The sequence below is a fragment of the Paraburkholderia tropica genome (assembly GCF_914484835.1).
Taxonomy (GTDB): domain Bacteria; phylum Pseudomonadota; class Gammaproteobacteria; order Burkholderiales; family Burkholderiaceae; genus Paraburkholderia; species Paraburkholderia tropica_A.
In genome coordinates, this window is record NZ_CAJZAR010000028.1 from 191741 (window position 1) to 213444 (window position 21704).

General features: G+C 63.0%; 18 protein-coding genes and 1 tRNA gene. 10 read left to right on the forward strand and 9 right to left on the reverse strand.

The window, feature by feature from the left end; translation table 11 throughout:
- Positions 1-57: 57 nt before the first annotated feature.
- The 3 genes from LDO54_RS02920 to LDO54_RS02930 are packed head-to-tail and all read left to right on the forward strand — an operon-like array spanning position 58 to position 2521.
- Positions 58-1500 carry a cytochrome c gene (locus LDO54_RS02920; protein ID WP_224006000.1) on the forward strand — a complete coding sequence of 481 codons (1443 nt, stop codon included), beginning with the start codon at positions 58-60 and terminating at the stop codon, positions 1498-1500.
- The gene (locus LDO54_RS02925; protein WP_224006003.1) at positions 1497-1988 is read left to right on the forward strand and encodes a GlcG/HbpS family heme-binding protein; all 492 of its coding nucleotides are present in this window, start codon (positions 1497-1499) and stop codon (positions 1986-1988) included. Before LDO54_RS02920 ends, LDO54_RS02925 begins: the two co-directional genes overlap by 4 nt.
- 2 nt (positions 1989-1990) lie before the next feature.
- The gene (locus LDO54_RS02930; protein ID WP_224006006.1) at positions 1991-2521 is read left to right on the forward strand and encodes a GlcG/HbpS family heme-binding protein; all 531 of its coding nucleotides are present in this window, start codon (positions 1991-1993) and stop codon (positions 2519-2521) included.
- Positions 2522-2635: 114 nt separating this feature from the next.
- Here LDO54_RS02930 and LDO54_RS02935 read toward each other — a convergent pair whose 3' ends face one another.
- Positions 2636-6034, reverse strand: a complete 3399-nt coding sequence (locus tag LDO54_RS02935; protein WP_436975479.1) for an autotransporter outer membrane beta-barrel domain-containing protein — start codon at positions 6032-6034, stop codon at positions 2636-2638.
- A 1092-nt stretch (positions 6035-7126) separates the two neighbouring features.
- Between LDO54_RS02935 and LDO54_RS02940 the strand changes: the two genes are divergently transcribed.
- A complete protein-coding gene (locus LDO54_RS02940; RefSeq protein ID WP_224006012.1) occupies positions 7127-8086 on the forward strand; it encodes a universal stress protein in 960 nt (319 codons plus the stop codon).
- A gap of 144 nt (positions 8087-8230) precedes the next feature.
- Here LDO54_RS02940 and LDO54_RS02945 read toward each other — a convergent pair whose 3' ends face one another.
- The 3 genes from LDO54_RS02945 to LDO54_RS02955 form a co-directional block, all read right to left on the reverse strand.
- The gene (locus LDO54_RS02945; protein ID WP_224006014.1) at positions 8231-10444 is read right to left on the reverse strand and encodes a penicillin-binding protein 1A; all 2214 of its coding nucleotides are present in this window, start codon (positions 10442-10444) and stop codon (positions 8231-8233) included.
- Positions 10445-10809: 365 nt separating this feature from the next.
- On the reverse strand, positions 10810-11085 hold the full coding sequence (locus LDO54_RS02950; RefSeq protein WP_224006017.1) for a hypothetical protein: 276 nt from the start codon (positions 11083-11085) through the stop codon (positions 10810-10812).
- Between the two features lie 49 nt (positions 11086-11134).
- Positions 11135-11211 (reverse strand) — tRNA-Met (locus LDO54_RS02955).
- Positions 11212-11348: 137 nt separating this feature from the next.
- Here LDO54_RS02955 and LDO54_RS38865 point away from each other — a divergent pair.
- Together LDO54_RS38865 and LDO54_RS02960 are read left to right on the forward strand one after the other, a co-directional pair.
- A complete protein-coding gene (locus LDO54_RS38865; protein WP_290371057.1) occupies positions 11349-11471 on the forward strand; it encodes a hypothetical protein in 123 nt (40 codons plus the stop codon).
- A gap of 227 nt (positions 11472-11698) precedes the next feature.
- A complete protein-coding gene (locus tag LDO54_RS02960; RefSeq protein ID WP_224006019.1) occupies positions 11699-12013 on the forward strand; it encodes a helicase in 315 nt (104 codons plus the stop codon).
- Between the two features lie 127 nt (positions 12014-12140).
- Here the strand turns inward: LDO54_RS02960 and LDO54_RS02965 are convergent, their stop codons facing one another.
- From LDO54_RS02965 to LDO54_RS02980, 4 genes are all read right to left on the reverse strand, one after another.
- Positions 12141-12785 carry a hypothetical protein gene (locus LDO54_RS02965; RefSeq protein WP_224006022.1) on the reverse strand — a complete coding sequence of 215 codons (645 nt, stop codon included), beginning with the start codon at positions 12783-12785 and terminating at the stop codon, positions 12141-12143.
- Between the two features lie 314 nt (positions 12786-13099).
- Positions 13100-13471 carry a translation initiation factor Sui1 gene (locus LDO54_RS02970; protein ID WP_224006025.1) on the reverse strand — a complete coding sequence of 124 codons (372 nt, stop codon included), beginning with the start codon at positions 13469-13471 and terminating at the stop codon, positions 13100-13102.
- Between the two features lie 126 nt (positions 13472-13597).
- The gene (locus tag LDO54_RS02975) at positions 13598-14374 is read right to left on the reverse strand and encodes an IclR family transcriptional regulator (RefSeq protein WP_224006028.1); all 777 of its coding nucleotides are present in this window, start codon (positions 14372-14374) and stop codon (positions 13598-13600) included.
- Between the two features lie 33 nt (positions 14375-14407).
- A complete protein-coding gene (locus LDO54_RS02980; RefSeq protein WP_224006031.1) occupies positions 14408-15529 on the reverse strand; it encodes an FAD-dependent monooxygenase in 1122 nt (373 codons plus the stop codon).
- A 284-nt stretch (positions 15530-15813) separates the two neighbouring features.
- On the opposite strand from LDO54_RS02980, the gene LDO54_RS02985 reads away from it, so the two are divergent.
- The 3 genes from LDO54_RS02985 to LDO54_RS02995 all read left to right on the forward strand — a co-directional run bounded on the left by LDO54_RS02985 (position 15814) and on the right by LDO54_RS02995 (position 19728).
- A complete protein-coding gene (locus LDO54_RS02985; RefSeq protein WP_224006034.1) occupies positions 15814-17169 on the forward strand; it encodes an aromatic ring-hydroxylating dioxygenase subunit alpha in 1356 nt (451 codons plus the stop codon).
- Between the two features lie 37 nt (positions 17170-17206).
- Positions 17207-18199 carry a PDR/VanB family oxidoreductase gene (locus LDO54_RS02990; protein ID WP_224006037.1) on the forward strand — a complete coding sequence of 331 codons (993 nt, stop codon included), beginning with the start codon at positions 17207-17209 and terminating at the stop codon, positions 18197-18199.
- A gap of 116 nt (positions 18200-18315) precedes the next feature.
- On the forward strand, positions 18316-19728 hold the full coding sequence (locus LDO54_RS02995) for an MFS transporter (RefSeq protein WP_224006040.1): 1413 nt from the start codon (positions 18316-18318) through the stop codon (positions 19726-19728).
- 181 nt (positions 19729-19909) lie between these two features.
- On the opposite strand, the gene LDO54_RS03000 is transcribed toward LDO54_RS02995, so the two are convergent.
- Positions 19910-20599 (reverse strand): GntR family transcriptional regulator, encoded by a 690-nt coding sequence (locus tag LDO54_RS03000; protein WP_224006043.1) that lies wholly within the window; start codon positions 20597-20599, stop codon positions 19910-19912.
- Positions 20600-20967: 368 nt separating this feature from the next.
- Between LDO54_RS03000 and LDO54_RS03005 the strand changes: the two genes are divergently transcribed.
- Complete coding sequence (locus tag LDO54_RS03005; protein ID WP_224006046.1) at positions 20968-21702, forward strand: gluconate 2-dehydrogenase subunit 3 family protein; 735 nt, start codon at positions 20968-20970, stop codon at positions 21700-21702.
- Positions 21703-21704 lie beyond the last annotated feature (2 nt).

Here is a 21704-nt window from a genome sequence, read left to right on the forward strand (position 1 = left end):
ACCGGATCGTTCAAGGCGAGTCGGATGAGGCGCGTCCGTGTGCGGTTGGCATTGTGTGTGTGGGCGCTGTCTTTCGCGGCGCACGCGCAAACGCAATCCGCCGACGCGGCGATGATCGCGCGCGGCAAGGCCGTCGCCATCGAAGCGGATTGCGCCGCCTGCCATACCGCCGTGGGTGGCGCGCCGTTTTCAGGCGGCCGCGCAATCGAAAGCCCGCTCGGCGCGATCGTTGCGCCCAATATCACGCCGTCGAAGACGGCAGGCATGGGCGGCTATACGCTCGCGCAATTCGCGGACGCCTTGCGCAAGGGCATCGCGCGTGACGGCACGCATCTCTATCCCGCGATGCCTTACCCGTCCTACGCGGGCATGCGCGATGAAGACGTTGCGGCGCTTTACGCGTACATGACGAAGGGCATCGCTCCCGTCGATACACGGCCTGCGATTAAAACGTCGCTGGGTTTCCCGTTTAACCAGCGCTGGCTGATGGCCGGATGGAATCTGCTTTATGGCGTTGGCCCACATGGCAACGATACCGGACTGACCGCGCAGGAGCAGCGCGGACGTTATCTCGTCGATGTCGCCGGGCACTGTTCAAGCTGTCACACGCCGCGCGGTGCGTTGATGAACGAGCAGGGCTTCGCGTACCTCACGGGCGGTAGCGTGGGCGGCTGGAAAGCGCCGGATATCACATCCGATCCCGTGCGCGGTGTCGGCGGATGGAGCGAACAGCAACTCGTCGATTATCTGCGCAATGGTCATGCTCAAGGTCGCGCGAGCGCCGCCGGCCCGATGGCCGAAGCCATCGAGCATTCGTTTTCGCAGATGCCGCAAACCGATTTGCGCGCAATCGCGGCCTATTTGCAGCGTGTTCCTGCATCGCCTTCAACTAACGCGGGCGTGCAACGGGCCGATTTCGCGTGGACGCAGGCCCGGCCGCTGGCACAGGAAAACGACGAAACAGGTACGGGCTCGACGCCCGATGAGATTGCCGAATATCGGCACGTAAGCTCTGGCGCGGTGCTCTATGGCGCGGCCTGCGCGAGTTGCCACGGCGATCGCGGCGAGGGAAAGGCGGGCGTCTATCCGTCGCTCACGTCGTCGACGACGGTGGGAGCAAGCGATGCATCGAATCTGATCATGACGGTCGTGCAGGGCATCGACCGCCACGATGCGACGGGCCAGACGGTAATGCCCGCGTTCGGCCGCGATATGTCGGACGAACAGATCGCAGCGCTCGTCAACTTCGTGACGAAACGCTTCGGCAATCCCGCGGTCACGGTGGACGCCTCGCAGGTGCGCGTCACGCGCAACGGGGGCCGGACACCCTGGCTTCTCGACAACATCAAACCGCTGATCGGCTTCAGCGCGCTCGTTGGCCTGGTGGCCATCGCCTTGCTGATTTCCATCGTGCGCTGGCGATGGCAGCGGGCGCGTCGCGCGCGCATCGATCAAGCGGCTCGTCATTCCATTCACGCTAATTCGGAGTACACACCATGAATGATCTTCGACCGTTCGCACGCCTGCGCGCATTCGCAGCTCTGGCCGCCGCGACCACATGCATGACGTACGCGCATGCCGACGAGTCTGCGCCCGTGGCGGCAAATCTCTCGCTGGCCCGCGCGCACGCGCTTGTCGAAGCCGCGACGCGCAGCGCGAAGACTTTGAACGCGCCCGTCTGCATCGCTATCGCCGATGCGGGCGGGACGCTGCTCGCGTTCGATCGCATGGATGGCGCGGCGCCTGGCTGCACGGCGTCCGCCATCGGCAAGGCGCACGCGTCAGCCATCTATCGCGCGCCCACGGGCGTCTTCATGGACATGGTGAACGGCGGCCAGCCCGCCGTGGCGGCGCTGCCCGAGATGATCGCAATCGGTGGCGGCATTCCGGTCGTCAAAAACGGTCAGTTCTACGGCGCGGTAGGCGTGGCGGGCTCGACTATCCAGAACGAAGTCGATATCGCTACGCGCGCGAGCACGGCGTTTTGAGCATGATCACCGGAGACTCGTTGATGAAAAGCGCCATTGCCGCCTTGCTGGTTGCGTTGTCCTTTGCGGACGTGACCGTCATGGCCGCGCCAGCCAATGCGCCCGATAGCGTTTGGGTAAGCACGCAGCCGACCTTGTCGAGCGCGGCCGCGCGCAAGCTGCTTGCACAGGCGATCGAGATGGGCGACAGGCGCGGCTACCGGCTCTGCGTTGCCATCGCCGACGCCAGCGGCAATCTGCTCGATTTCGACCGGCACGACGGCGCGCATCCGGGCTGCGTCGATGCTGCCATTGCGAAGGCAAAAAGTGCGGCGAGCAACGGGGTGGATACCGAGGTTCTGCTGAAGCTCGCGCACGACACCAACCCCGGCATCGGGGCGATCCCCGGTATCGTTCCCGCGGTTGCGGGCGACGTGTTGCGTTATCGAGGCGTCGTTATCGGGGCAATCGGAATCGCGGGTGGGCCGAACGATGCTGAAGAAACGCGCTTCGCGGGTGAGTTGCGTCGGCTTCTGGAGCAATGGCTCGATTGACATGGATGATCGATGTCCGGCCGCGCGTAATTGATGCGGAACCTGCGCTCAAGCCCCGTCACCACATGCGGCGGTGACGGGGCTACTTCTCCGCGAAACGCAGCGTGTCCGGCGTTACCAGCTAAACCGGTAACCAGCCTGACCGAACACATTGCGACGATATTCGCCGCCGAGGCTGTGTTCGTATTTCACGCTCGCGTAAATCGCCGAGCGCTTGCCGAAGCTGCCCGTGATGCCAAAGCCGACGTCATACCAGGTCTTCTGCATCGCGTTGTCGAACGGCGTATCGCCGACTGTGGTTTGGCCCGGCGAGAAAAAGTCGTGCAGCACGTCTGCGGTGAAATACGGCGTGATGCTCGACGTCTTCGAATCGTTGCTCAAATTGGCCTTGAAGATCCTGAAGCCGAGGCGGCCGCGCATTCCGTTCGTCGTGTTCGAACTGACGTTCGCAATACCGTCGTCGAAGCCGTTCAGGTGCAGATATTGATAGAGCAGTTGTGCTTGAGGTTCGATCGCCACGCCCGTCGAGCCGAGCGCGAACGGCTTGCCCACCTCGCCCGAGATACCCGCGCCGATGCCGTTCTGGCTCGCGCTGCCGCCATAGATATCGCCATAGCGGTTGTGATAGTGCGTCAACTGGCCCACGCCATCGAAATAGGTGCCGTCGGGCAGAAATTTCGTCCAGTAGCCGCCGAACGATTGCGCCTGTGTTTCGACGGTGCCAGTTGAAACAGACATGGCTGCAATACTGCGTGCGCTATCGGCGAAGTTCGCCGACGTCGAGCCGATCGTGATCGTTGCGCCTGCATGCGTGCTGCCGCCGTTGACGTTGCTCGACAGCGTCCAGTCCTTGCCGAACTGCGCGAAGAATGTGTGCTCGTCGGTAGAGAAGCGGTCGCCGACGTCGGCATCGAGGTTCTGTCCGCCGAGGCGACCCCAGATACCGTTCGCGTGCGCCGGTTGCGCGGCATCGAGATTCGCCACATCGCCGACGCGTTCATGCAGACGTCCGAGAATGCTGAAGCCATAGTCCGCGTTGAGCAGCGGCGTGACGGAATAGCCGACCACGGCGGGACGATAGGCAACGGGCGCCGATGCCGAAGCACCGGTGGCCGACGCAGCTGTCGGGTCGGCTGCTTCAAGCCGCGAGCGCAGATACCAGCTATTGGCGTCCGTTGCGCCGCCTTGATACAGCAGGTATTGATAGGCGCCGCCCTGAACGGGCGTAGCAAGGTGGAAGCTGTTCGCCGCCGACGTGCCATTGACCTGCACGAGTTCGATGCCGTCGCCGGTCGTCGTCGCGCCGTTGCCCGAGCCGTTCACCGTGATGGCCGTCGTGCCGCTGACGTTGCCGCCAACGACGAGCCGGTCGGTCTGCGACGCCGCGCCGCCCGCGTTGAGCAGGGTGTTCAGCACGAGCGATCCGTTCGTGGCCGAGTAATTCCCCGCGACGTTTAGCGTGTTGCCGATGCTTCCCGATGCGGCGGCCAGATCGATCACACCTGCGTTGGCGAGGTCGCCGTCAATCGTGAACGTGCCGGTATTCGCGGATGCAAACGCAGACAACGCATTGGCAACCGCGACCGTGCCGCTGTTGTCGACCGAGCCCGACACGCTGCCGTAACCGCCGAGCGTCGCACCGTCCGCGACGGTCGTGAGGCCCGAGGCGATGGACGCGTTGGTATGCGCCGCGTCGCCGACCGCGAGCGTGCCGGCCAGCACTTGCGTGTTCCCGGCATAGGTGTTCGAAGCGTTGAGGATCGATGTGCCCGCACCGATCTGGCTCAGCGTGCCCGTGCCGCTGATCAGGCCGTCGAGCGTGAACGTGTCACTGCGATCGAGCGCGAGCGTGCCGTTGTCGGTGATGTTGCCGACGACGCTGCCGCTCGTGCCGCCACTGCCGAGTTGCAGCGTGCCGTTCGCGATCGTCGTGCCGCCGGTGTAGGTGTTATCGGCGGCGAGTACGGTCGTGCCGGTTCCGATCTGGCTGACGCTGCCGCTGCCGGAGATCGTCCCGTTCAACGTCAGCGTACCGGCGCGGTCCAGCACCAGCGCGCCGTTATTCGCGATGTCGCCGACGATGCTGCCGCTCGTGCCGCCACTGCCGATCTGCAACGTGCCGGCGCTGATTGTCGTGCCGCCGGTGTAGGTGTCGTCGCCGTTGAGCACCAGCGTGCCGGTGCCAGCTTTCGTCAGCGCGCCTGCGCCCGCGATCGCGCCATTCAGCGTGAAGGTCGTGCCGACATCGGTCAGCACCGTGCCGCTCACCTGCATCGTGACGTTGCGCGCGCTGGTGATATCGGCGGTGTTTTCGAGCGTGCCGCCGTTGAACGTCAGGCCGCCCGATGCGTCGCCGAGATTGCTGTCGGATGAAATTTGCAGAATGCCCGCGCTCAAGGTCCACGGCGTGACGGCGGATGTCGTGCCGGTCAGCGTCCATGTGCTCGTGCTGACTTTCTCGAAGACGCCGAAGCCCTGGTATTGCGCGGCCGAGCCGATCTGCGAGACATCGAAGCTCGCATTGGTGCTGCCGCCGAGCTTGAGCTTGTCCGCTGCGCTGTACGCGACGACGTTGCCGTTGATGAGCGAGGTGGACCAGATTTCCAGCGAGTTGACGCCGCCGGTGAACTGGATGGCATCGCCGTTGACCGGGGTCCATCCGGCGCGAGTCGCGCCTGTGCCGCCTGTAATCGTGCCGGCGTTGATGACGGTGACGTTGGAGCCCGTGATGCCTGCGCCGCCTGCGCCGGGCGTGCTGGGGGTGCCATAAGAGGTCCTCAAAAGGCCTGCGCCTCCGGTTCCGCCCGTGATCGTTCCACCCGACTCGTTAATGACGGTGCCACCGGACACAATCTCTACACCGGCGCCGCCATCGCCCCCTCCACCCGAGAGGCTATATTCGCCAGTGCCACCGGTCAGGGTGCCGCTGTTCGTCACAGTGCCCGTGCCCACCAGAACGATCGCCGCACCACCTTCACCGCCGCCACCGCTGCCGGGAATGACCACTTGACTGCCCGACCCGCCGCTAACCTGGCCTCCCGCATCGATCGTGACGTTGGCCGAGGAAAAGATGCCCGCGCCGCTACCGCCGCCGCCCGCACCCGTGTGTCTGGCACCCGAGCCCCCTGTGACATCGCCCGTGCTCGTGACGGTCACGTCGGCAGTTGCCTGCACACCGGCACCACCGCCCCCGCCGCCGCCTGCGGATCTCACGTTGGTTACTGCGATCTGGCCAGCCTGACCGGCGCCACCCGTGATAGCGGTCGAAATGCTCGTTTGCGTGGTGACGATCAGGCCTACACTGCCGGTGGCACCGGCCGTACCGTAGACCATGCCCGCGGCGTAGATGCCCGATGCGCCACCCGCAGCGCCGTTGCCGGTAGTCTGATTGAGCGCACCGCCGCCGCCGGAGCCGGCGCTCGAGCTGTTCGAACCCGTGCCGCCGTTCTGTCCCGTTGCGCTCGACTGACTACCGTCGGTGCCACCGGGGCCACCCGCGCCGCCACCAAGCACGCTGACGCCAGCTCCTCCGTTTGCACTGGCCGAATTGCTCGCCATCGAAAAACTACCTGCAACGGCCAGCATGACCGCGATGGAAACCCGGCTGCGCACGAGCGCGAAGCGTTCATCTCGCGCGGCGCGGCGGCTTGCCTCGACCGGCGAATAACTGCCGATGCCATCTCCTGATACAGCCGCATTGACGTCACTTCGTGTTTCACGAAATTTCAATTCGCCACCTCGCGCAATGACTGCGTTAATTGTTTAAATATTTCGGCGCGAAAGATATCAGAAGCACTGGTAAGTCCTGGGTGAGGAAATGGCCATGCAGCGGCCGCGCAACATTCGATGCGCAATGAGTGTGCTTCGGAGAAAACGGTGAAATTTCCTGCTGAAATCCTTTAGATACAGCGGGATAGCAGGCTTGCCGATTTGGGCTGTTGTTCGCTAATGGAACAGGAGGGAGACAGCTGATTGCGAATGACTGTAAGCAGTATGGGAAAGTGAAACAGCCTGAAAGCGGGTTTTAACGATTTTTAGCCGTTGTGAGATGCCTGTTCTGTGAAAAACACGTTATTTATGACTATTGCGACGTGCAACCATGCAGGCTTCGGCGCGCACATACAGAGGCAATGTTAACAATTGTCAATTTAGTTAAATATAGACGTGGATGGCGACTCGTGATAAAGCGAGCCCAGCAAAACGCAGCGCTGGTCGAGCGGGGTGCCGCAACCGCCCAGAGTCTTTCGTACAGGCCGAGATGCTCGACGAGGCACTCAGGATTTCTACCCTTGCGATTTCGTAGACCCCAGACGGCGTCGTCTGAAGCGCGCAGGCTCGCGTCCGCCGAAGCCGTGGCGGTGCCGCTGACGGTATTCATCGCCGAAGCGGGAAGCGTGATGGGTTGTACGGCTTCGTTTATCGTTTACATACCTGCATGCCCTGATCGACTCCCTTTACCCTCGCTCTCTGCGAGTCGGACTAAAGTCCGATATCGCAAAGCCTTTCGATGTTTAATGTGTAGGTTAATCAGCCCGAATTGCAGTTCTTGCATTGCGCCAGGAGACTGCTCTCAATCACGATCGTTGTGTGGTGGTGAGGTGCGAAATGGCCCAGAAATCCGACGCCAATACTTGCATGCCCTTTGCAAGAATCATGGTCGCTGTCGATTCCACACCCGCATCAACCGCGGCGCTCCGATATCTGAGGCAACTGCTGCATCCCGACAATGCGGTGCGTGTCGTCTCGGTTGCCGAGAATCCGCGCACGCTCGTGCCGCTCGGAAGGTGGGTTGGGTCGCAGCTCGAAGCCGCGCGGGAGGAACTGCGGCATGACGCCGGAGAGGCCATCCAGGCCGCTCAATCCGCGCTGGATGGCTGCGGTGCGCACCTTGACGGACAACTCGTCGACTTGAGCAAGGAGAGCGGAGACCTTGTTCATGCGCTTGCTGACGCGTTATCGGAATGGTCGCCCGATCTGGTTGTCCTCGGAACACGCCATAGCAGGGCGCTGATGCGCTGGGTGGAAGGCGAGGTTTCCGCGCCGCTTGCGCGATTACTCCGCTGGCCAACCTTGATCGTCCCGGTTGACCATGAGCCCGACACGAACGCGCCCGTGTCGCGCGTCCTGTTTGCGACCGACGGCAGTGACGGGTCCGTCGCGGCCTTGCGCGTGGGCGCGCGGCTGGTGGCACCACGGGCGGAGTGCCGTGTCGTCTATATCGTCGACCGGCTTCTTGCGCCGGGGACGGGGCCATTCGAGAAGCAGTTCGAAGACTGCCAGACCGCGATCGGACAAAATGTCGTCGCGTTGGCGGCCAACGAACTCGCCATTTGCGGGCAGCAGAAGGCATGGGAAGTGGAGACGGCTGTCATCAAGACCCGGAATACATTTGATGACGTGCCTCATGCCATCGATCGTGAAGCGCGCCACTGGAAGGCACAGCTCGTCGTGCTGGGAACGCATGGACGACGCGGGTTGACGCGCTGGCTGCTAGGCAGCGTCGCGGAGCGGGAAGTGAGATTGACGTCAGTGCCGCTACTGCTCGTGCCTGCGTTGGTCGCGTGACGCACGCAACGCGGGCAGTTGAGAGTCGTACTCCATGCGGGCTCCCAGATCGCCCGATATGCCCGATATGCCGCTCGTGAGCGATGGCAAAGGGCATCTGGCCAGCCCGGAGGATCCTGCGTTTTCGTCGCAGCATCCGCTCTGTCAAAAGTTCCAGAAAAGAAAGTGATGACGCTTGTGCGCACGACCTGTTCGCGGCGTGCTGCCGCCGGACGGGAGCTGTGCGTGTGCATCAATGACCCGCGCACGCAGCGCCATGTCATAGAACGCTCCAACCACCGGCAGGGCACTGTGGGCGCCTTCTCCCCAGTAGTCGTTGCGCAGCGTCACACGCGCATCGTCGAATCCTACCCACGCGCCCGCGACAAGCTGGGGATGCATCAGGATGAACCAGCTATCCGTATTGTCCTGCGACGTGCCTGTTTTGCCCGCCACATCGGCGTGAATTCCGAAACGCGTGCGGATATCCTCGCCGGTACCACGATCGACAACGTCGCGCATCACATCGACCAGTTTGAGCGCGGCCGCTGTCGGCAGTGCCTGCTCCTGGGCCGTCGCAGGAAACGCTGCGAGCACCTTGCCGTTGCGGTCTTCGATTCGAGTCACCATGCGAGGCTCAACATAGGCCCCGCGGTTCGCGATAGTGCAATACGCCGAGACCATCTCCCTGAGCGTGACCGGACTGGTGCCGAGGGCGAGCGACGGCACCGCATCAAGGGGGCTTTCGCGCACGCCCATGGCGCGAGCGAGTGCGGCCACTTTCCCGGGCCCTTCCCGTTGCATGAGTTGGGCCGTGACGCGGTTACGCGAAAATGCGAGGGCGTTACGCAGTGTCATCGGCCGGCCGGTGGCGGGCTCCGGATCAGTCGGCTTCCATACCGCGTTGCCCTTCAAGGCGATCGCGACATTGCGATCGACAATTGTGTCGCCCGGCTGCGCGCCATCTGCAAAGGCGGCGCCATAGACAAAGGCCTTGAACGTGGAGCCGGGCTGTCGTCGCGCCTGCTGCACGTGATCGAACGGTTCGTCCTGAAAGTCGCGGCTGCCGACCCAGGCCTTGATATCCCCGTTACGGGGATCCATGGCGACGAACCCGGCCTGAATCTGTGTCTTGCTATGGCAAAGTCCCTCGACAAACGACGCGTCCCTCGCCAGCTTCTTGATGGCAGCATCGTCAGACAGGCCGGCGTCACGTGCAGCCCGATACTCGGCAGTCTGCCGGATGAACGACTGAAACAAGGCATTGCCCGGCCAGCAGCCTGTACGTTCGTTCCACGCGTTATTGGCAATCCACTGCAACTGGCTCATTTGCCAGGCAACCGCCTGCGCCGCCATTGCCTGAAGCCGTGAATCGATCGTTGTATGAACAACGAGACCGTCGGAATAAATGCTGTAGCCGTTGTGATCTGCCCATGCGGTCAGCCATCGGCGCAACTGTGCCGTGAAGTGCGGCGCAGCACCCACAGCCTCCGCTTGCGGCTCAAAATTAACGCGCAACGGTTGGCGCTGGAGCCGGGCGTATGCGTTCGGGTCAAGTTTGCCGAACTTCACCATCTGCGCGAGTACGGTGTTGCGACGTTCGAGTGCGCGATCTGGATTGATCACCGGGTTGTACGCGCTATTCGCCTTCAGCATCCCGACAAGCGTTGCACTTTCGAGGATGTTGAGTTCGGCTGCGGTTTTGCCGAAGTACGTACGCGCAGCCATTTCCACGCCGTACGCATTGTAGAGAAACGGCACCGTGTTCAGGTACGTCGTCAGGATCTCGTCCTTGCTGTACACGGATTCGATCTTGAGCGCCGTAATCGCTTCCTTGAGCTTGCGCGTCAATGTTGGTGCCCGGCCGATCTCTTCCGGATACAGATTGCGCGCGAGCTGCTGCGTGATCGTCGAGCCACCCTGGCGACTGCCGGTGAACGTATGCAACGCCGCTGCTGCAACGCGCTGGAGATCGATGCCGTGGTGCTGGTAGAAACGGTGATCTTCTGTCGCGACGAGGGCGTCGACCACATGAGGGGAAATCTGGTTAAGCGCGACCCACTCGCGGTTAACCGGCTTGAACTCGGTGAGCACCTTGCCATCGTCGGAAATGATCAGCGCGGGACGATCGACGCGGGCTTTGCGGATGTCACCGAGATGCGGTGTGAACGGAACAAGCGCCAGTGCGTAGGCTGCGCAAAACAGTGGCGGCGCGGCGAGTGCCAATGCGAGGCCGCGACGCGTCGGGTGGCGAACGCCATGCAGCGCCACACGGATTAGACGGTATTGCTTCGCGCCGATCGCCGCGGCGAGCGAGCGGGCACGGCTCACCCAGCGTGTGCAGAATTCACGAAATAGCGACACATACGGGTGTTTCACGGCGGCTGCGCTTTGGACGAAAAGCCCGGATCGTACCAAAGGGGAGATGTATTTCTGGCCGCAAATCAGGCCCGCGTGCCTGCGGATAACAGTTGATTACACTTGTTTCGACTTTGTGGAGCGGACGCGTGACAGGAAGAGAAGGAGGGGGCGTCGGTCGTAGCGAACTGGGCGTGACGCGATCGGGATTTGGGGAGATTGTTTGGGCGCTTTCAGACTGGCACGCTGCGCTATCGACGCTATCGTGTGCTTTCTTCCCGGCGCGGATGTTGTGCCGACGGGCGTCGCCGACAAGGCTGCGAATCGCGGCAGCCAGAAATGCGAAACCCGGCCAGGATGCCGGGTTTGTTCATGCGGGAGGTGGATCAGCACTCGCCTTTTTTGGCGTGTCCGGGCGGGCAATGCCAACCCTTGTCGTGATGATGATGCCTCTCCCAGTCGTCGTGTTCCCAGTAACGGTGGCCATCCCAATAGCGGTCGCCATGCCAGCCCGGCGTAATGACAACGGCGGCGGGCGGCGGCGGTGCGACCATCACAGGAGCACCCACGTTAATGCCAACGTTGACGTCCGCTGCGTGGGTGGCGCTGGTCAGGCCGATCGCGGCTGTGGCGAACGCAAGCTGCGCGAATACCTGTTTCATCACAGAACAGCCCCCAACTTCTTGAATGGCGGAAATCTCTATGGGTTTCTGGTTGCGGGGACAGGATTTGAACCTGTGACCTTCGGGTTATGAGCCCGACGAGCTGCCAGACTGCTCCACCCCGCGGCGCGCAGTGTACCTGCATGGTAGCGATTCGTCAATTGTGGGGTAGGGCGTTACGTGGATGACTCAATTTAAAAGATTGGGAATGCGAATTAAAAATTGGCGGTATCTAGCGTGTCGGAGTAAGGAGGCTGGGGCGCATGTCGACCCTGCTCGGACATGCAGTGGTGTTCGCAGCGGTGACCGGCTTTGGCTGGGACCCGGTCGTCGGTAAGGTGCTGCCGCCTCGCCATACCGCCCGACCGGGCGCGATCATCGTCTAGGGCGCGATGCTCATGCCGGGAAGGCACAACCCGATTCATTACAGATGGCAGGTCCGCGCCAATGCGAGCGCCTATGCTACGGAGTAACTGTCTCGCGATGCCGTTCCCCGATCTAACCCGTTGCATTGCATCACTTGCCGCGAATAATCGAGTCAGCAGCATTGGGTCGCTTGGGGCGACCACTGACTCCCGCTGTTAGAATAACGGCCTTTTTCAGGGAGAAAAAAGTGTCCTGGTTTATCTATGAAGTGCCCGAATACAATGAAGATGGGGCGCGCATTGAACCCTTCAGCGACCTGCGTAGCCGCGTTATGAAAGTCAGTGGGCAGTCGATGGCCGACGAACTGGAAAGCGTCCGCGAAAACGCCGCAACGACGGCGGACACGCCCACGCGCCCGCTACGTGCCGCAGAAAATCCTCACGTATTTCCGATTCCCTATGCCGACTCCATGATCCTGGTCGGGTTCATCTTTGAACTGCAGCGTGAGTCCCGGCAACTGGTGGTGTCGCCTGTGGAAATGCCCTGGCTGAAAGGCGCATAGCGAACAAGACGAGCGAATCCGACCCTGGTGCCGAACGCGGAAACTGAATGAAGCGCCGCCGCGCTGGCCAACCCGTAACGCCAATTACGGTAGTGTGCGCACGAGGAACCAGGCTCGCAGAAGTCGCCTAATTTTTGATGTTTTCCTCGCAATCGCTCCAATAGCGCAGCGGATCGCCATGTTGTGGGTAACGTGAACTGAGCCACAGTGACAGCTTGCCCCAATCCGGATGATGGGTACCCGTTTTCGCGGACCAGATTGACGATCTCTCGAGGATCTGGCCGTTTCCTCTATCTCGGACAACGAGGCTGCCCAGTCCACTTGAACTGTTCGTCTGCGACTCAACCAGATACCTCGGCAGAATCCGGACTTCGGCGTCCTCGGCCCATCCAAAAAGGGCGCGGACCACACCCGTGGCGTCGCGCAACTCTATCGGGCCACTCTGCGGACGAACGGCTGTCCATCCCTCGGGAAATTCGGCGACAACGAGCTTTCCCTCTTCCCGCACCCACCTCACGCGCCATGCGCGCACCATCGCCTCGCGCAAGGCGGATACCGACGCGTATCCAGCAGGCAATGTGATGGCTAGCGGGAGCGTGATGAGGTTGTCTTTCCAGAGCTTGGCTTCGTCGTCGATGCGTTTGCTCTCGGTGAACATCCCTGTGTCGAATGGGTTCTCGGGCCGACTTGACACGCGTGCGTTCGACGCGGGAAGTCCCTCGAAGAGTCGTTCAGCATCAAGACGTGTGAGTTTCGCCTTTCCTTTCTTCATTTGCCTCTCTCCAGCATGATTGATGTCTCGCGAATACCCGGACCCCGACAACCGAAGGCACGCGTTGTTGAGCGGGCGAGTGATCTTGTCTGGGGCTATTCGCGGGTTCGCTAGTTCGCGGCGACGTCGAAGCGCATGGCGCGGCGTGTGTCGTCATCCATGCGCCGAAAGCGTGGTGCGATCGATCCATGGTGAATCGGATGACAGTGACGGGCAGCGCTCGATTGCGCGATGACGTTCGCGGATAGACGATGTTGGCGTGTTACCGCTTGAGCGTGGTCGATTGTGATTTTCGCCTGCGTCAACCGAAGGAATTAGCCCCCGGCGCGCTTCACCCGATGACCGGACTTTTTGAGCGCTTCGATAATACGGTCACAGTGGTCGCCCTGCACCTCGATCACGCCATCCTTGACCGTTCCGCCCGAACCGCAGGCGGTGCGCAATTGTTTGCCGAGCGACGCGAGGGCAACGGGGTCGAGCGCCAATCCTCTCACGACCGTCACGCACTTTCCGCCTCGGCCTTTGGTCTCGCGAAGTACCCGCGCGACGCTGTCCCCCGGTGCTTGTGTCTGGGCAATCGTCTTGCATACACATTGCGCGACCGTGCGCCGGCACTCGGGACACATCCGTCCGCCATCTGTGGAGTAGACGAGGCCACCCTTCGAACTGCTCTTGACGATAGACATGCACAAAAAGACATAAAGGCCGGCAATCAGCTAGTTTAGCAGGTTGCGTTTGCGCCTCATGAGCGCGTTCTATCGGCATCCCGTGCGGGCGGGTCTGCAATCATGAAGAAAGGGCGGCCGTGCGAGTTAAAGGCAGGAACGAGAAAGCGTGAGTGCAGCATTCTTCACGCTGGTTTCCACGCGCATGCGCAGGCTTTCATCGACGGAGAATGCGGTATTGGGTCCCGCGATGCTGAGTGCGGCAAGCACTCCGCCGCGGCTGTCGCACACGGCTGCCGCGCAGGAGTCGACGCCTGCTTCGAGCCCGGAAAAGCTCCAGGCGCAGCCGTTCGTGCGGATGACGTCGAGCGTGGCGTCCAGCGTCGCCCAGTCAGCAGGGCGCTCGTTGGACGGATGTTGTTCATAGCGCGCTTGCACCGCGCCCTTGGGCAGACACGCGAGCATGGCGAGCCCCGGCGTCGCGTGATGCGCGGGAATGCGGCTGCCCGCGCGAATGCGGGTCACGAGCGGCGTATCGGGCGTTTCGCAAAGCAGATAGACGATCTCCGCGCCTTCGAGCACCGCGAGAAACGCCGAAAGCCCGGTCTGTTCGACGAGCACCGGCAGGATCTGCCGCGCGCGCGCCGTGAGATCCGAGGCGCCGAGCGCGCTCGCGGCGAGCGTCAGGAACGGCATTCCGAGCCGATGCGAGCCGCCCGCCGGATGCTCCTGGATCAGTTCCGCGGCCTTGAGCGACTCGATGAGCCGCATCACGGTCACCCGGTTCACGCCGATCTGCCGCGCGACGTCGCTGAGGTTGGCGGTCGAGCCGCCTTCCGCGATGTAGCGCAGCAGGCGAAACGCCCGCTCGACGGGTGAACTGGCCGCATCGGCGGACGGGGGTGAAGACGTATCCGTATTCATCTGATCCTGTTGAAAGGCGTGGCGGCTATTGGCTCAATGCAGCGGCACCGTCCACGCGTCGTAACCATAGACCCAGTCGGCGTTGCCGCCGGTCTTGAGCCAGTTGTTGCCGCGCGAGCCGATCTGCACGCGCGCCGTGCGTTCCTGCCGCGCACGCGCGTAGCGCGCGAGCGCGTCGTCGAGTCCGGCGGGCGCCACGTCGGTCAACGCGCGCGAGAGCACCACGGCATCCTCGATCGCCATGCCCGCGCCTTGCGCCATGAACGGCATCATCGGGTGGCAGGCGTCGCCGAGCAGCGTCATGCGCGCACCGCTCCACTGCGGCAACGGATCGCGAATATACAACGCCGAGGCGAGAACCGTGTCGCAGGCGTCGAGCAGCGCGCGCGCTTCGGGGTGAAACGCGGCATAGGCGCGGCGCAGCGCGTCGGGGTCGCCGGGCAGCGTCCACGACTCGTTGGTCCAGTCGCTTTGCGACGTGGTCGCGAAAATGAATACGTCGCGGCCCCGGTTGAGCGGGAACGTGACGATCTGCAAGTCGTCGCTCGGTCCCCACCATTTCACGAACGCACCGGTGTCGATGCCGCTCAGGCGCTCGGCGGGCACGACCGCGCGATACGAGACGATGCCCGTGAACTGCGGATGCTCCGCACCGAACAGATGGCGGCGCACGCCCGAGTGGATGCCGTCCGCGCCGATCACGAGGTCGAATGCGTGCGACGTGCCGTCCGCGAGCGTGATCGTGGCCGCGTCGGCGTCCTGCGCGAACGAGACCGTGCGCTGGCCAAGGTGCAGCACGCCGGGCGCGAGCGCGGCTTCGAGCGCGCTCATCACGTCGGCGCGGTGCATCGTCAATTGCGGCGCGCCGTACTGGCGCTCGGCTTCGTCCGACATGGCGAGCCGCGAGGTTTCCTCGCCGGTGTCCCACGTGCGGCTGATGCGGGCATTGGGCCGCGCGGCGGTCTCGCGCAACTGCTCGCCCACGCCGAGCCCGTCGAGCGCGCGCACCGCGTTCGGCGTGAGATTGATGTCGGCGCCCACGCGCCCAAAGCGCTCCGCCTGCTCGAACACCGTCACGCGATGTCCCGCGCGGTGCAGGGCGATCGCCGCCGCCAGTCCGCCAATTCCGCCACCCACCACTCCAATTTTCAGCATGTCTGTCTCGTCCGTCGGGCTCGTTGATGTGTTCAAAAATGAACATATAGAACATAAATGAACCGATATTCTGCGGCGAGAGTTTTTTGACATCAAGCAAAAAATGCATCCGCCGACAGGACTCGGCGCGACCCGGGCCTCGCGATGACGGTTGAGACGATCGGCGACTTTTTTGGATTTTGAGGCAGTTGTGGGCGTGGAGGGCGTCGCGAAAAATGCATTCATCGACGGCCATGCACTGCTTTCGCATGACGCCGCGTTTCCAACGAGTGAGGACACAAGACATGTTGAGCGCTGAAAAAAACCGCTTGCTGACCGAGGTGGGACCGGGCACGCCGATGGGCGACTACCTGCGCCGCTACTGGCATCCGATCGCCGGCGTGGCGGAATTCGACGACAAGGCGGTTCGCCCCATTCGTCTCTTCGGCGAAGACCTCGTGCTGTTCAAGGATCTGAGCGGCACGTTCGGGCTGGTGCAGCGCCGCTGCCCGCATCGCAATGCCGATCTCGCATTCGGCTTCGTCGAGCAGTGCGGCTTGCGCTGCGCGTATCACGGCTGGGAATTCGATGCGAGCGGGCAATGCACGCATCAGCCGTTCGAGGAAATCGTCGACGTCGACGCGCGCCTGCGCCAGAAAACGAAGATCACGGCCTACGAAGTGCGCGCGAAGGCGGGCATGATCTGGGCGTACATGGGCGCCGCGCCCGCACCGGAATTGCCCGACTGGGAGCCGTTCAACTACGCGAACGGTTTCGCCCAGGTCGTGATGGCCGAGATTCCGTGCAACTGGTTCCAGTGCCAGGAAAACTCCATCGACCCGATCCATTTCGAGTGGACTCACAACAACTGGACCTCGCGCCAGCAGGACAGCCACGCCGAACACGTGCCGACGCATCTGCGCACGCTGTACGAGGAGTTCGAGCACGGCTTCGTCTACAAGCGGCTGCGTGCGCATGAAAACGAAGCGAACCCGATGTGGACCACGGGCCGCGTGACGCTCTGGCCGAATGCTTTCTATCTCGGGCATCACTTCGAATGGCGCGTGCCTATCGACGACACGAACACGCTCAGCATTCTCTGGGTGCTCAACAAGGTGCCGAAGGAGCGCGAGCCCTACGTGCAGGAACATATTCCCGCGTGGTACGGGCCGCTGTACGACGAGCAGGGCGAGTGGATCACCACGCATGTTGCGAATCAGGATTTCGCTGCGTGGGTCGGGCAGGGCGCGATCACCGACCGCACGAAGGAAACGCTCGGCGCGAGCGATCGCGGCATCGTGATGCTGCGTCGGCGCTTTTTCGAGGAACTCGAAGCGGTGGCCGAGGGCAAGACGCCGAAGGGGCTCATCACCGATCCGCAGGCGAACCACAACGTATTTTTGCCGTCGGCGTGCCGTGACGAAATGATGAACGGCTTGACGCGCGAGGCGCTGGCCGCGCATCCGCTGCTGGGTGCGTATCTGCGCGACTTCATCGGCCAGTATGGTCAGCCGGAGGCCGTGCGCGAGGCGTATGAAGCGGCGATCGGGCAGAAGGTCGAGCGCGCGCGGTTCTTCTCCGTGCATGGCGTGCGCGCCAACGCAGACGCCGCCGCTGCCGACGCGGACGCCGACGCCGCTCCGAACAGCGAAGCGGCCTGACGCCGCTCCCTTTGTGATTCTCCGGAAGCCTCGTCACATGATGAACGACTCCACTCACGGCGCGGGCACGGGCACGAACGCGCGCTTGCAGGCGCGCGTGCGCACGCTGCGCCACGAGGCGCAGCGCATTGCGAGCATCGAACTGGTGCCCGTGGAAGGCGAGGTTTTTCCGCCTTTCACGCCCGGCGCGCATCTCGACGTGCATTTGCCCAACGGCCTCACGCGCAGCTACTCGCTCGTCAACGCGCCCGAGGATCAAGGCCGCTATGTGATCGGCGTGCTGCACGACGAAAAGAGCCGCGGCGGTTCGCGCTGGCTGCACGAGGAACTGCGCTGCGGCGCGACGCTGTCGATTGGCGCGCCGCGCAACAACTTCGCGCTCGACGAAGCGGCGTCATCGACGCTGCTGGTTGCGGGCGGCATCGGCGTGACCCCGATGCTGTGCATGTACCGCAAGTTGCGTGAACGCGGGCGCGCGGTGCAGTTCGTCTATTGCGCGCGCAGCCGTGCACAAGCCGCGTTTCTCGACGAACTGGCCGCGCTGGGCGGCGACGTGCAGCTGCATTTCGACGACGAACACGGCGGCCGTCCGTTCGATCTCGCCGCTTGCCTCGCGCGCCAGCCCAGCGACGTGCACGCGTATTGCTGCGGTCCCGGCGCGATGCTCGATGCGTTCCAGTCGGCGTGCGCCGAGGCGGGCATCGACAACGTGCACATCGAGCGCTTCGCGGCAAGCGCGCCGGTCGAGAGCGCGCAGCGCACCGGCTACACGGTGGAACTCGCGCGCAGCGGCCGGACGTTGTTCGTACCGGCTGGCAAGCCCTTGCTCGACGCGTTGCTCGACGCCGATGTCGACGTCGAATACAGCTGTCGCGAAGGGCTTTGCGGCGCGTGCCAGACGCGCGTGCTCGGCGGCTGTGTCGATCATCGCGACAGCGTGCTCACGCAGTCCGAACGCGCCGCGAACGACGCGATGATGATCTGCGTGTCAGGGGCGCAAAGCGGCACGCTGGTGCTCGATCTCGCCTGATCACGTCTGACCCTTCACGCATCGCGCGCTGATGCGCGCGATGTCCCGCTGTTTTCCTGCTGTTTCCCCGTTGTTTCCTGTCCCTTTCACCCAGAAACGTTTCCTTCGAGGACACGATGGAACTGACACGTCTTGCGAATGAGTACGAGACGATCGACGACGCGCACGTCGCCGGTCGGCATGAAGCCGCGCTGATCTCCGCGCGCATCGAACGTCTGCCGTTCACGCGCTGGCATACGCGCGTGCTCGGCATGATCGGCCTCGTGCATATGACCGACGCCTTCGACGCGCTGACTATCGCGTTCGTGATGCCGGTCCTGATGGGCCTCTGGCATCTCACGCCCACCGAAGCGGGCTTGCTGGTGTCGAGCGGCTATGTGGGGCAGACGATCGGCGCACTGCTGTTCAGCGCCGCCGCCGAGCGTTTCGGACGCCTGCGCGTGCTGCGCTGGCTGCTCGTGCTGCTGGCGCTCGGCAGCGTGGCGTCGGCCTTCGCGCCCGGCTATGCGGTGTTCATTGCGCTGCGCTTTCTGCAGGGCATCGGCCTGGGCGGCGAGTCGCCGGTTTCGGCGACCTACATGAACGAAGTGTGTCCCGCGCGCATTCGCGGACGCGTGATCTTCGTGCTGCAATCCACGTTCGCGCTCGGCAATCTCGTGGCAGCCGTCGCGGCGCTCTGGCTGATTCCGGCCTACGGCTGGCAGGTGATGTTTCTCGTGGGCGGCTTGCCGATCGTGCTGGCGGCGATCCTGCCGCGCGTGGCGCCGGAGTCGCCGCGCTGGCTCGCGATCAACGGCCGCGCCGACGAAGCGCGCGTCATCGTCGACGCGATGGAGCGCACCGCATCCGGCGCGCAGCGGCTGGACGCAAGCACGCTCGACATCGCCGTGACCGGCACGCCCGAGCGCAAGGAATCGTTCCGGGCGCTGTTCGCGCGCGGCTTGGCGCGACGCACGCTGGTGGTCTGGCTGATGGCGGGCTGCGGCAGCCTGACGACTTACGGGATTCTGGTGTGGCTGCCGTCGCTGTATCGCACCGTTTATCACTTGCCGCTGGAGGTCGCGCTGCGCTACGGCATGGTGAGCATGATCGCGACGCTGCTCGGGACGTTCATCGGCACTTTCGCGATCGACTGGCTCGGCCGCAGGAAGACGTTCGCGATCGCTTTCCTGGGCGCGGCGCTGCCCATGTTCTGGCTGGCCCTGAGCGGCACGCGCGTGAGCGCTGTCGAGGTGCTTGTGCTGGCCTCGGTGAGCGTCGCGATGATTGCGATCGTGCAGTGCGGTATCTACGTTTATGCGCCCGAGGTCTATCCCACTCGCATTCGCGCGACCGGCGCGGGCGCGGCATCGGCGATTACGCGCATTGCGTCGGTGATCGGACCGCTGGTGATTGGCGCGTTGCTAACGTATCTGCGTGTCGAAGCGGTGTTTGGTTACTTCGCGCTGGTCTCGCTGCTCGGCGCGATGGTGGTCGGTGTATTCGCGCTCGAAACACGTGGACGCAAGCTCGATGAGATCGCGGCTTGAATGTAGAGGGTGTCATTGTGCGCCAAAGACTCTGCCGCCCGATGCGCTTTCCATGAACCGAGCCAGCATCGAAAGCAGGGCGGCTGGCAGAGTGTGATTAGTGCGCCCCGTGGCCGATGCACATGTGGCTGATAGACATTCGACGAACTCCGGGCCGCTGGAATCCCTTGAAGGTCGCTTATCAATCGTAGTTGATCGAAAACTCGGGCGAACCGTTCATGGCCTCAACGAGAGACTTGCCGCTGCGAGACACGTGTTCGAAGGCGAGTTTCTCTGCTGCAGCCGCATCGCGAGCGACGATCAGCGCGACCAGTTCGCGGTGATCTCTGAGCATGCGGTCCAGGCTTCCGGCATGCATGGTGTTCGTCCAGCGGATGTAGACGCGCGCGAGATCGACTACCTGCGCATAGTGGTTGCTGAGGCGTGCATTGCCCGACAAATCGACAATGACGGTATGCACTTCGAGATCCGCATGCGCGATGGCGTCGCGGTCGCCGGATTCCACGGCGGCGAGGAGTGCCGCCAGTGAATTCTCGAGTACCTCGCGGCCCGCGTCGTCCAGGTTTTCGGCCGCAAGACGTGCGGCCAACGCCTCTAGTGTGCTGCGAACGGCGTAGAGATCCTCCGCATCCTTCACGGTCAGAGACATGACCTCCCAGCCGGAATACGGATGTTGCACGAGCAGGCCTTCGCCGGAAAGGCGCTCCATCGCGGAGCGCACGGTCGAGCGCGAGAGCCCGATCTGTTCGGCAAGGCCGATCTCCGTCAGTCGTGTTCCGGGCGCGATGCTACCCGCCGCAATCGCGTTGCGGATCCAGTCGGCCGCCTGGTGCCCCAATGCTTTTTTGTTAATACCGGCGATTTTTTGCACGCGGCGCTCCTTCCCGTGTCGGGAGTCTAGGTCCTGAGTCGGCGAATTGTCAACAATTAACAAAAATGTACACGAAATCTGGGACGCTTAATTGACCTGCGACCTAGCGTCGCGCTACCATCTGCTCCATTGTTAACAATTAACAATGGAGCAGATGCCTTCGGTCGTTCGGTCAATCGACCCGGCATCTCGCGGATTCGTTGTATTTGTCTCCTCGGCCGACATCTGTTGGGTCGGCGCTACGCGCGCGTGTAATCAGTAGTCCGAAAAAATTGTGTTGGGGATGAGCGCGCAAAACTCAGCCTGGTACGTCCCCACAGCCGCATTTGCTTGTCCGATGCTGGCATTCCAATAAGCAGGAATCACAGATGTCAAATAATCACGAACCGCGTCGCCGCTTCTTGCGGCAGATGCTGGCGGTTGTCCCGGTCACTTCCGTCGCGACGGCCACGGCGCTCTCCGAGTCGGCCTGTGGTGACGCACCCTCGTCGGGCACAGTTTCGTCACAAGGCGCAGCGGCGCCTTACGCCCCGCAATATTTCACCGAGGACGAATGGCGCTTTATCGGCGCTGCCGTCGATCGGCTGATTCCCGCGGACGGCCTCGGAGCGGGGGCGTTGCAAGCCGGCGTGCCCGAATACATCGACAAGCAGATGGACACGCCCTACGGTCACGGCAAGCTTTGGTACATGCAAGGGCCGTTTCATCCCGACTCCGTGCCCGAGATGGGCTATCAGATCAACCTGTCGCCGCGCGAGGTCTATCGTCACGGCATCGAAGCCTGCAACGCGTATTGCAAGCAGCAGCACGGCGGAAAGGTCTTCGCAGAGCTCGACGTCGCGACCCAGGAAGCCGTGCTCCACGAACTGGAACACGGTAAACCCGCATTTGACAGCGTGCCCTCGAAGACCTTCTTCGCGACACTGCTCGGCAACACCAAGGAAGGCTTTCTGGCCGATCCGATCTACGGCGGCAATCAGGGCATGGTCGGCTGGAAGATGGTTGGTTTTCCTGGCGCGCGCGCGGACTTCATGGACTGGATCGATCAGCCGGGCGTCAAGTACCCGTACGGTCCCGTTTCGATCAACGGCCGTCGGGGGTAAGT

What these genes read in the sequence shown, in the direction of transcription:
- LDO54_RS03005 (WP_224006046.1), top strand. Translation starts at nt 20,968, where the DNA reads ATGTCAAATAATCACGAACCGCGTCGCCGCTTCTTGCGGCAGATGCTG.
- LDO54_RS02995 (WP_224006040.1), top strand. Translation starts at nt 18,316, where the DNA reads ATGGAACTGACACGTCTTGCGAATGAGTACGAGACGATCGACGACGCG.
- LDO54_RS02970 (WP_224006025.1), bottom strand. Translation starts at nt 13,471, where the DNA reads ATGTCTATCGTCAAGAGCAGTTCGAAGGGTGGCCTCGTCTACTCCACA.
- LDO54_RS02975 (WP_224006028.1), bottom strand. Translation starts at nt 14,374, where the DNA reads ATGAATACGGATACGTCTTCACCCCCGTCCGCCGATGCGGCCAGTTCA.
- LDO54_RS02940 (WP_224006012.1), top strand. Translation starts at nt 7,127, where the DNA reads ATGGCCCAGAAATCCGACGCCAATACTTGCATGCCCTTTGCAAGAATC.
- LDO54_RS02965 (WP_224006022.1), bottom strand. Translation starts at nt 12,785, where the DNA reads ATGAAGAAAGGAAAGGCGAAACTCACACGTCTTGATGCTGAACGACTC.
- LDO54_RS02930 (WP_224006006.1), top strand. Translation starts at nt 1,991, where the DNA reads ATGATCACCGGAGACTCGTTGATGAAAAGCGCCATTGCCGCCTTGCTG.
- LDO54_RS02950 (WP_224006017.1), bottom strand. Translation starts at nt 11,085, where the DNA reads ATGAAACAGGTATTCGCGCAGCTTGCGTTCGCCACAGCCGCGATCGGC.
- LDO54_RS02925 (WP_224006003.1), top strand. Translation starts at nt 1,497, where the DNA reads ATGAATGATCTTCGACCGTTCGCACGCCTGCGCGCATTCGCAGCTCTG.
- LDO54_RS02990 (WP_224006037.1), top strand. Translation starts at nt 17,207, where the DNA reads ATGATGAACGACTCCACTCACGGCGCGGGCACGGGCACGAACGCGCGC.
- LDO54_RS02985 (WP_224006034.1), top strand. Translation starts at nt 15,814, where the DNA reads ATGTTGAGCGCTGAAAAAAACCGCTTGCTGACCGAGGTGGGACCGGGC.
- LDO54_RS02980 (WP_224006031.1), bottom strand. Translation starts at nt 15,529, where the DNA reads ATGCTGAAAATTGGAGTGGTGGGTGGCGGAATTGGCGGACTGGCGGCG.
- LDO54_RS38865 (WP_290371057.1), top strand. Translation starts at nt 11,349, where the DNA reads ATGTCGACCCTGCTCGGACATGCAGTGGTGTTCGCAGCGGTGACCGGC.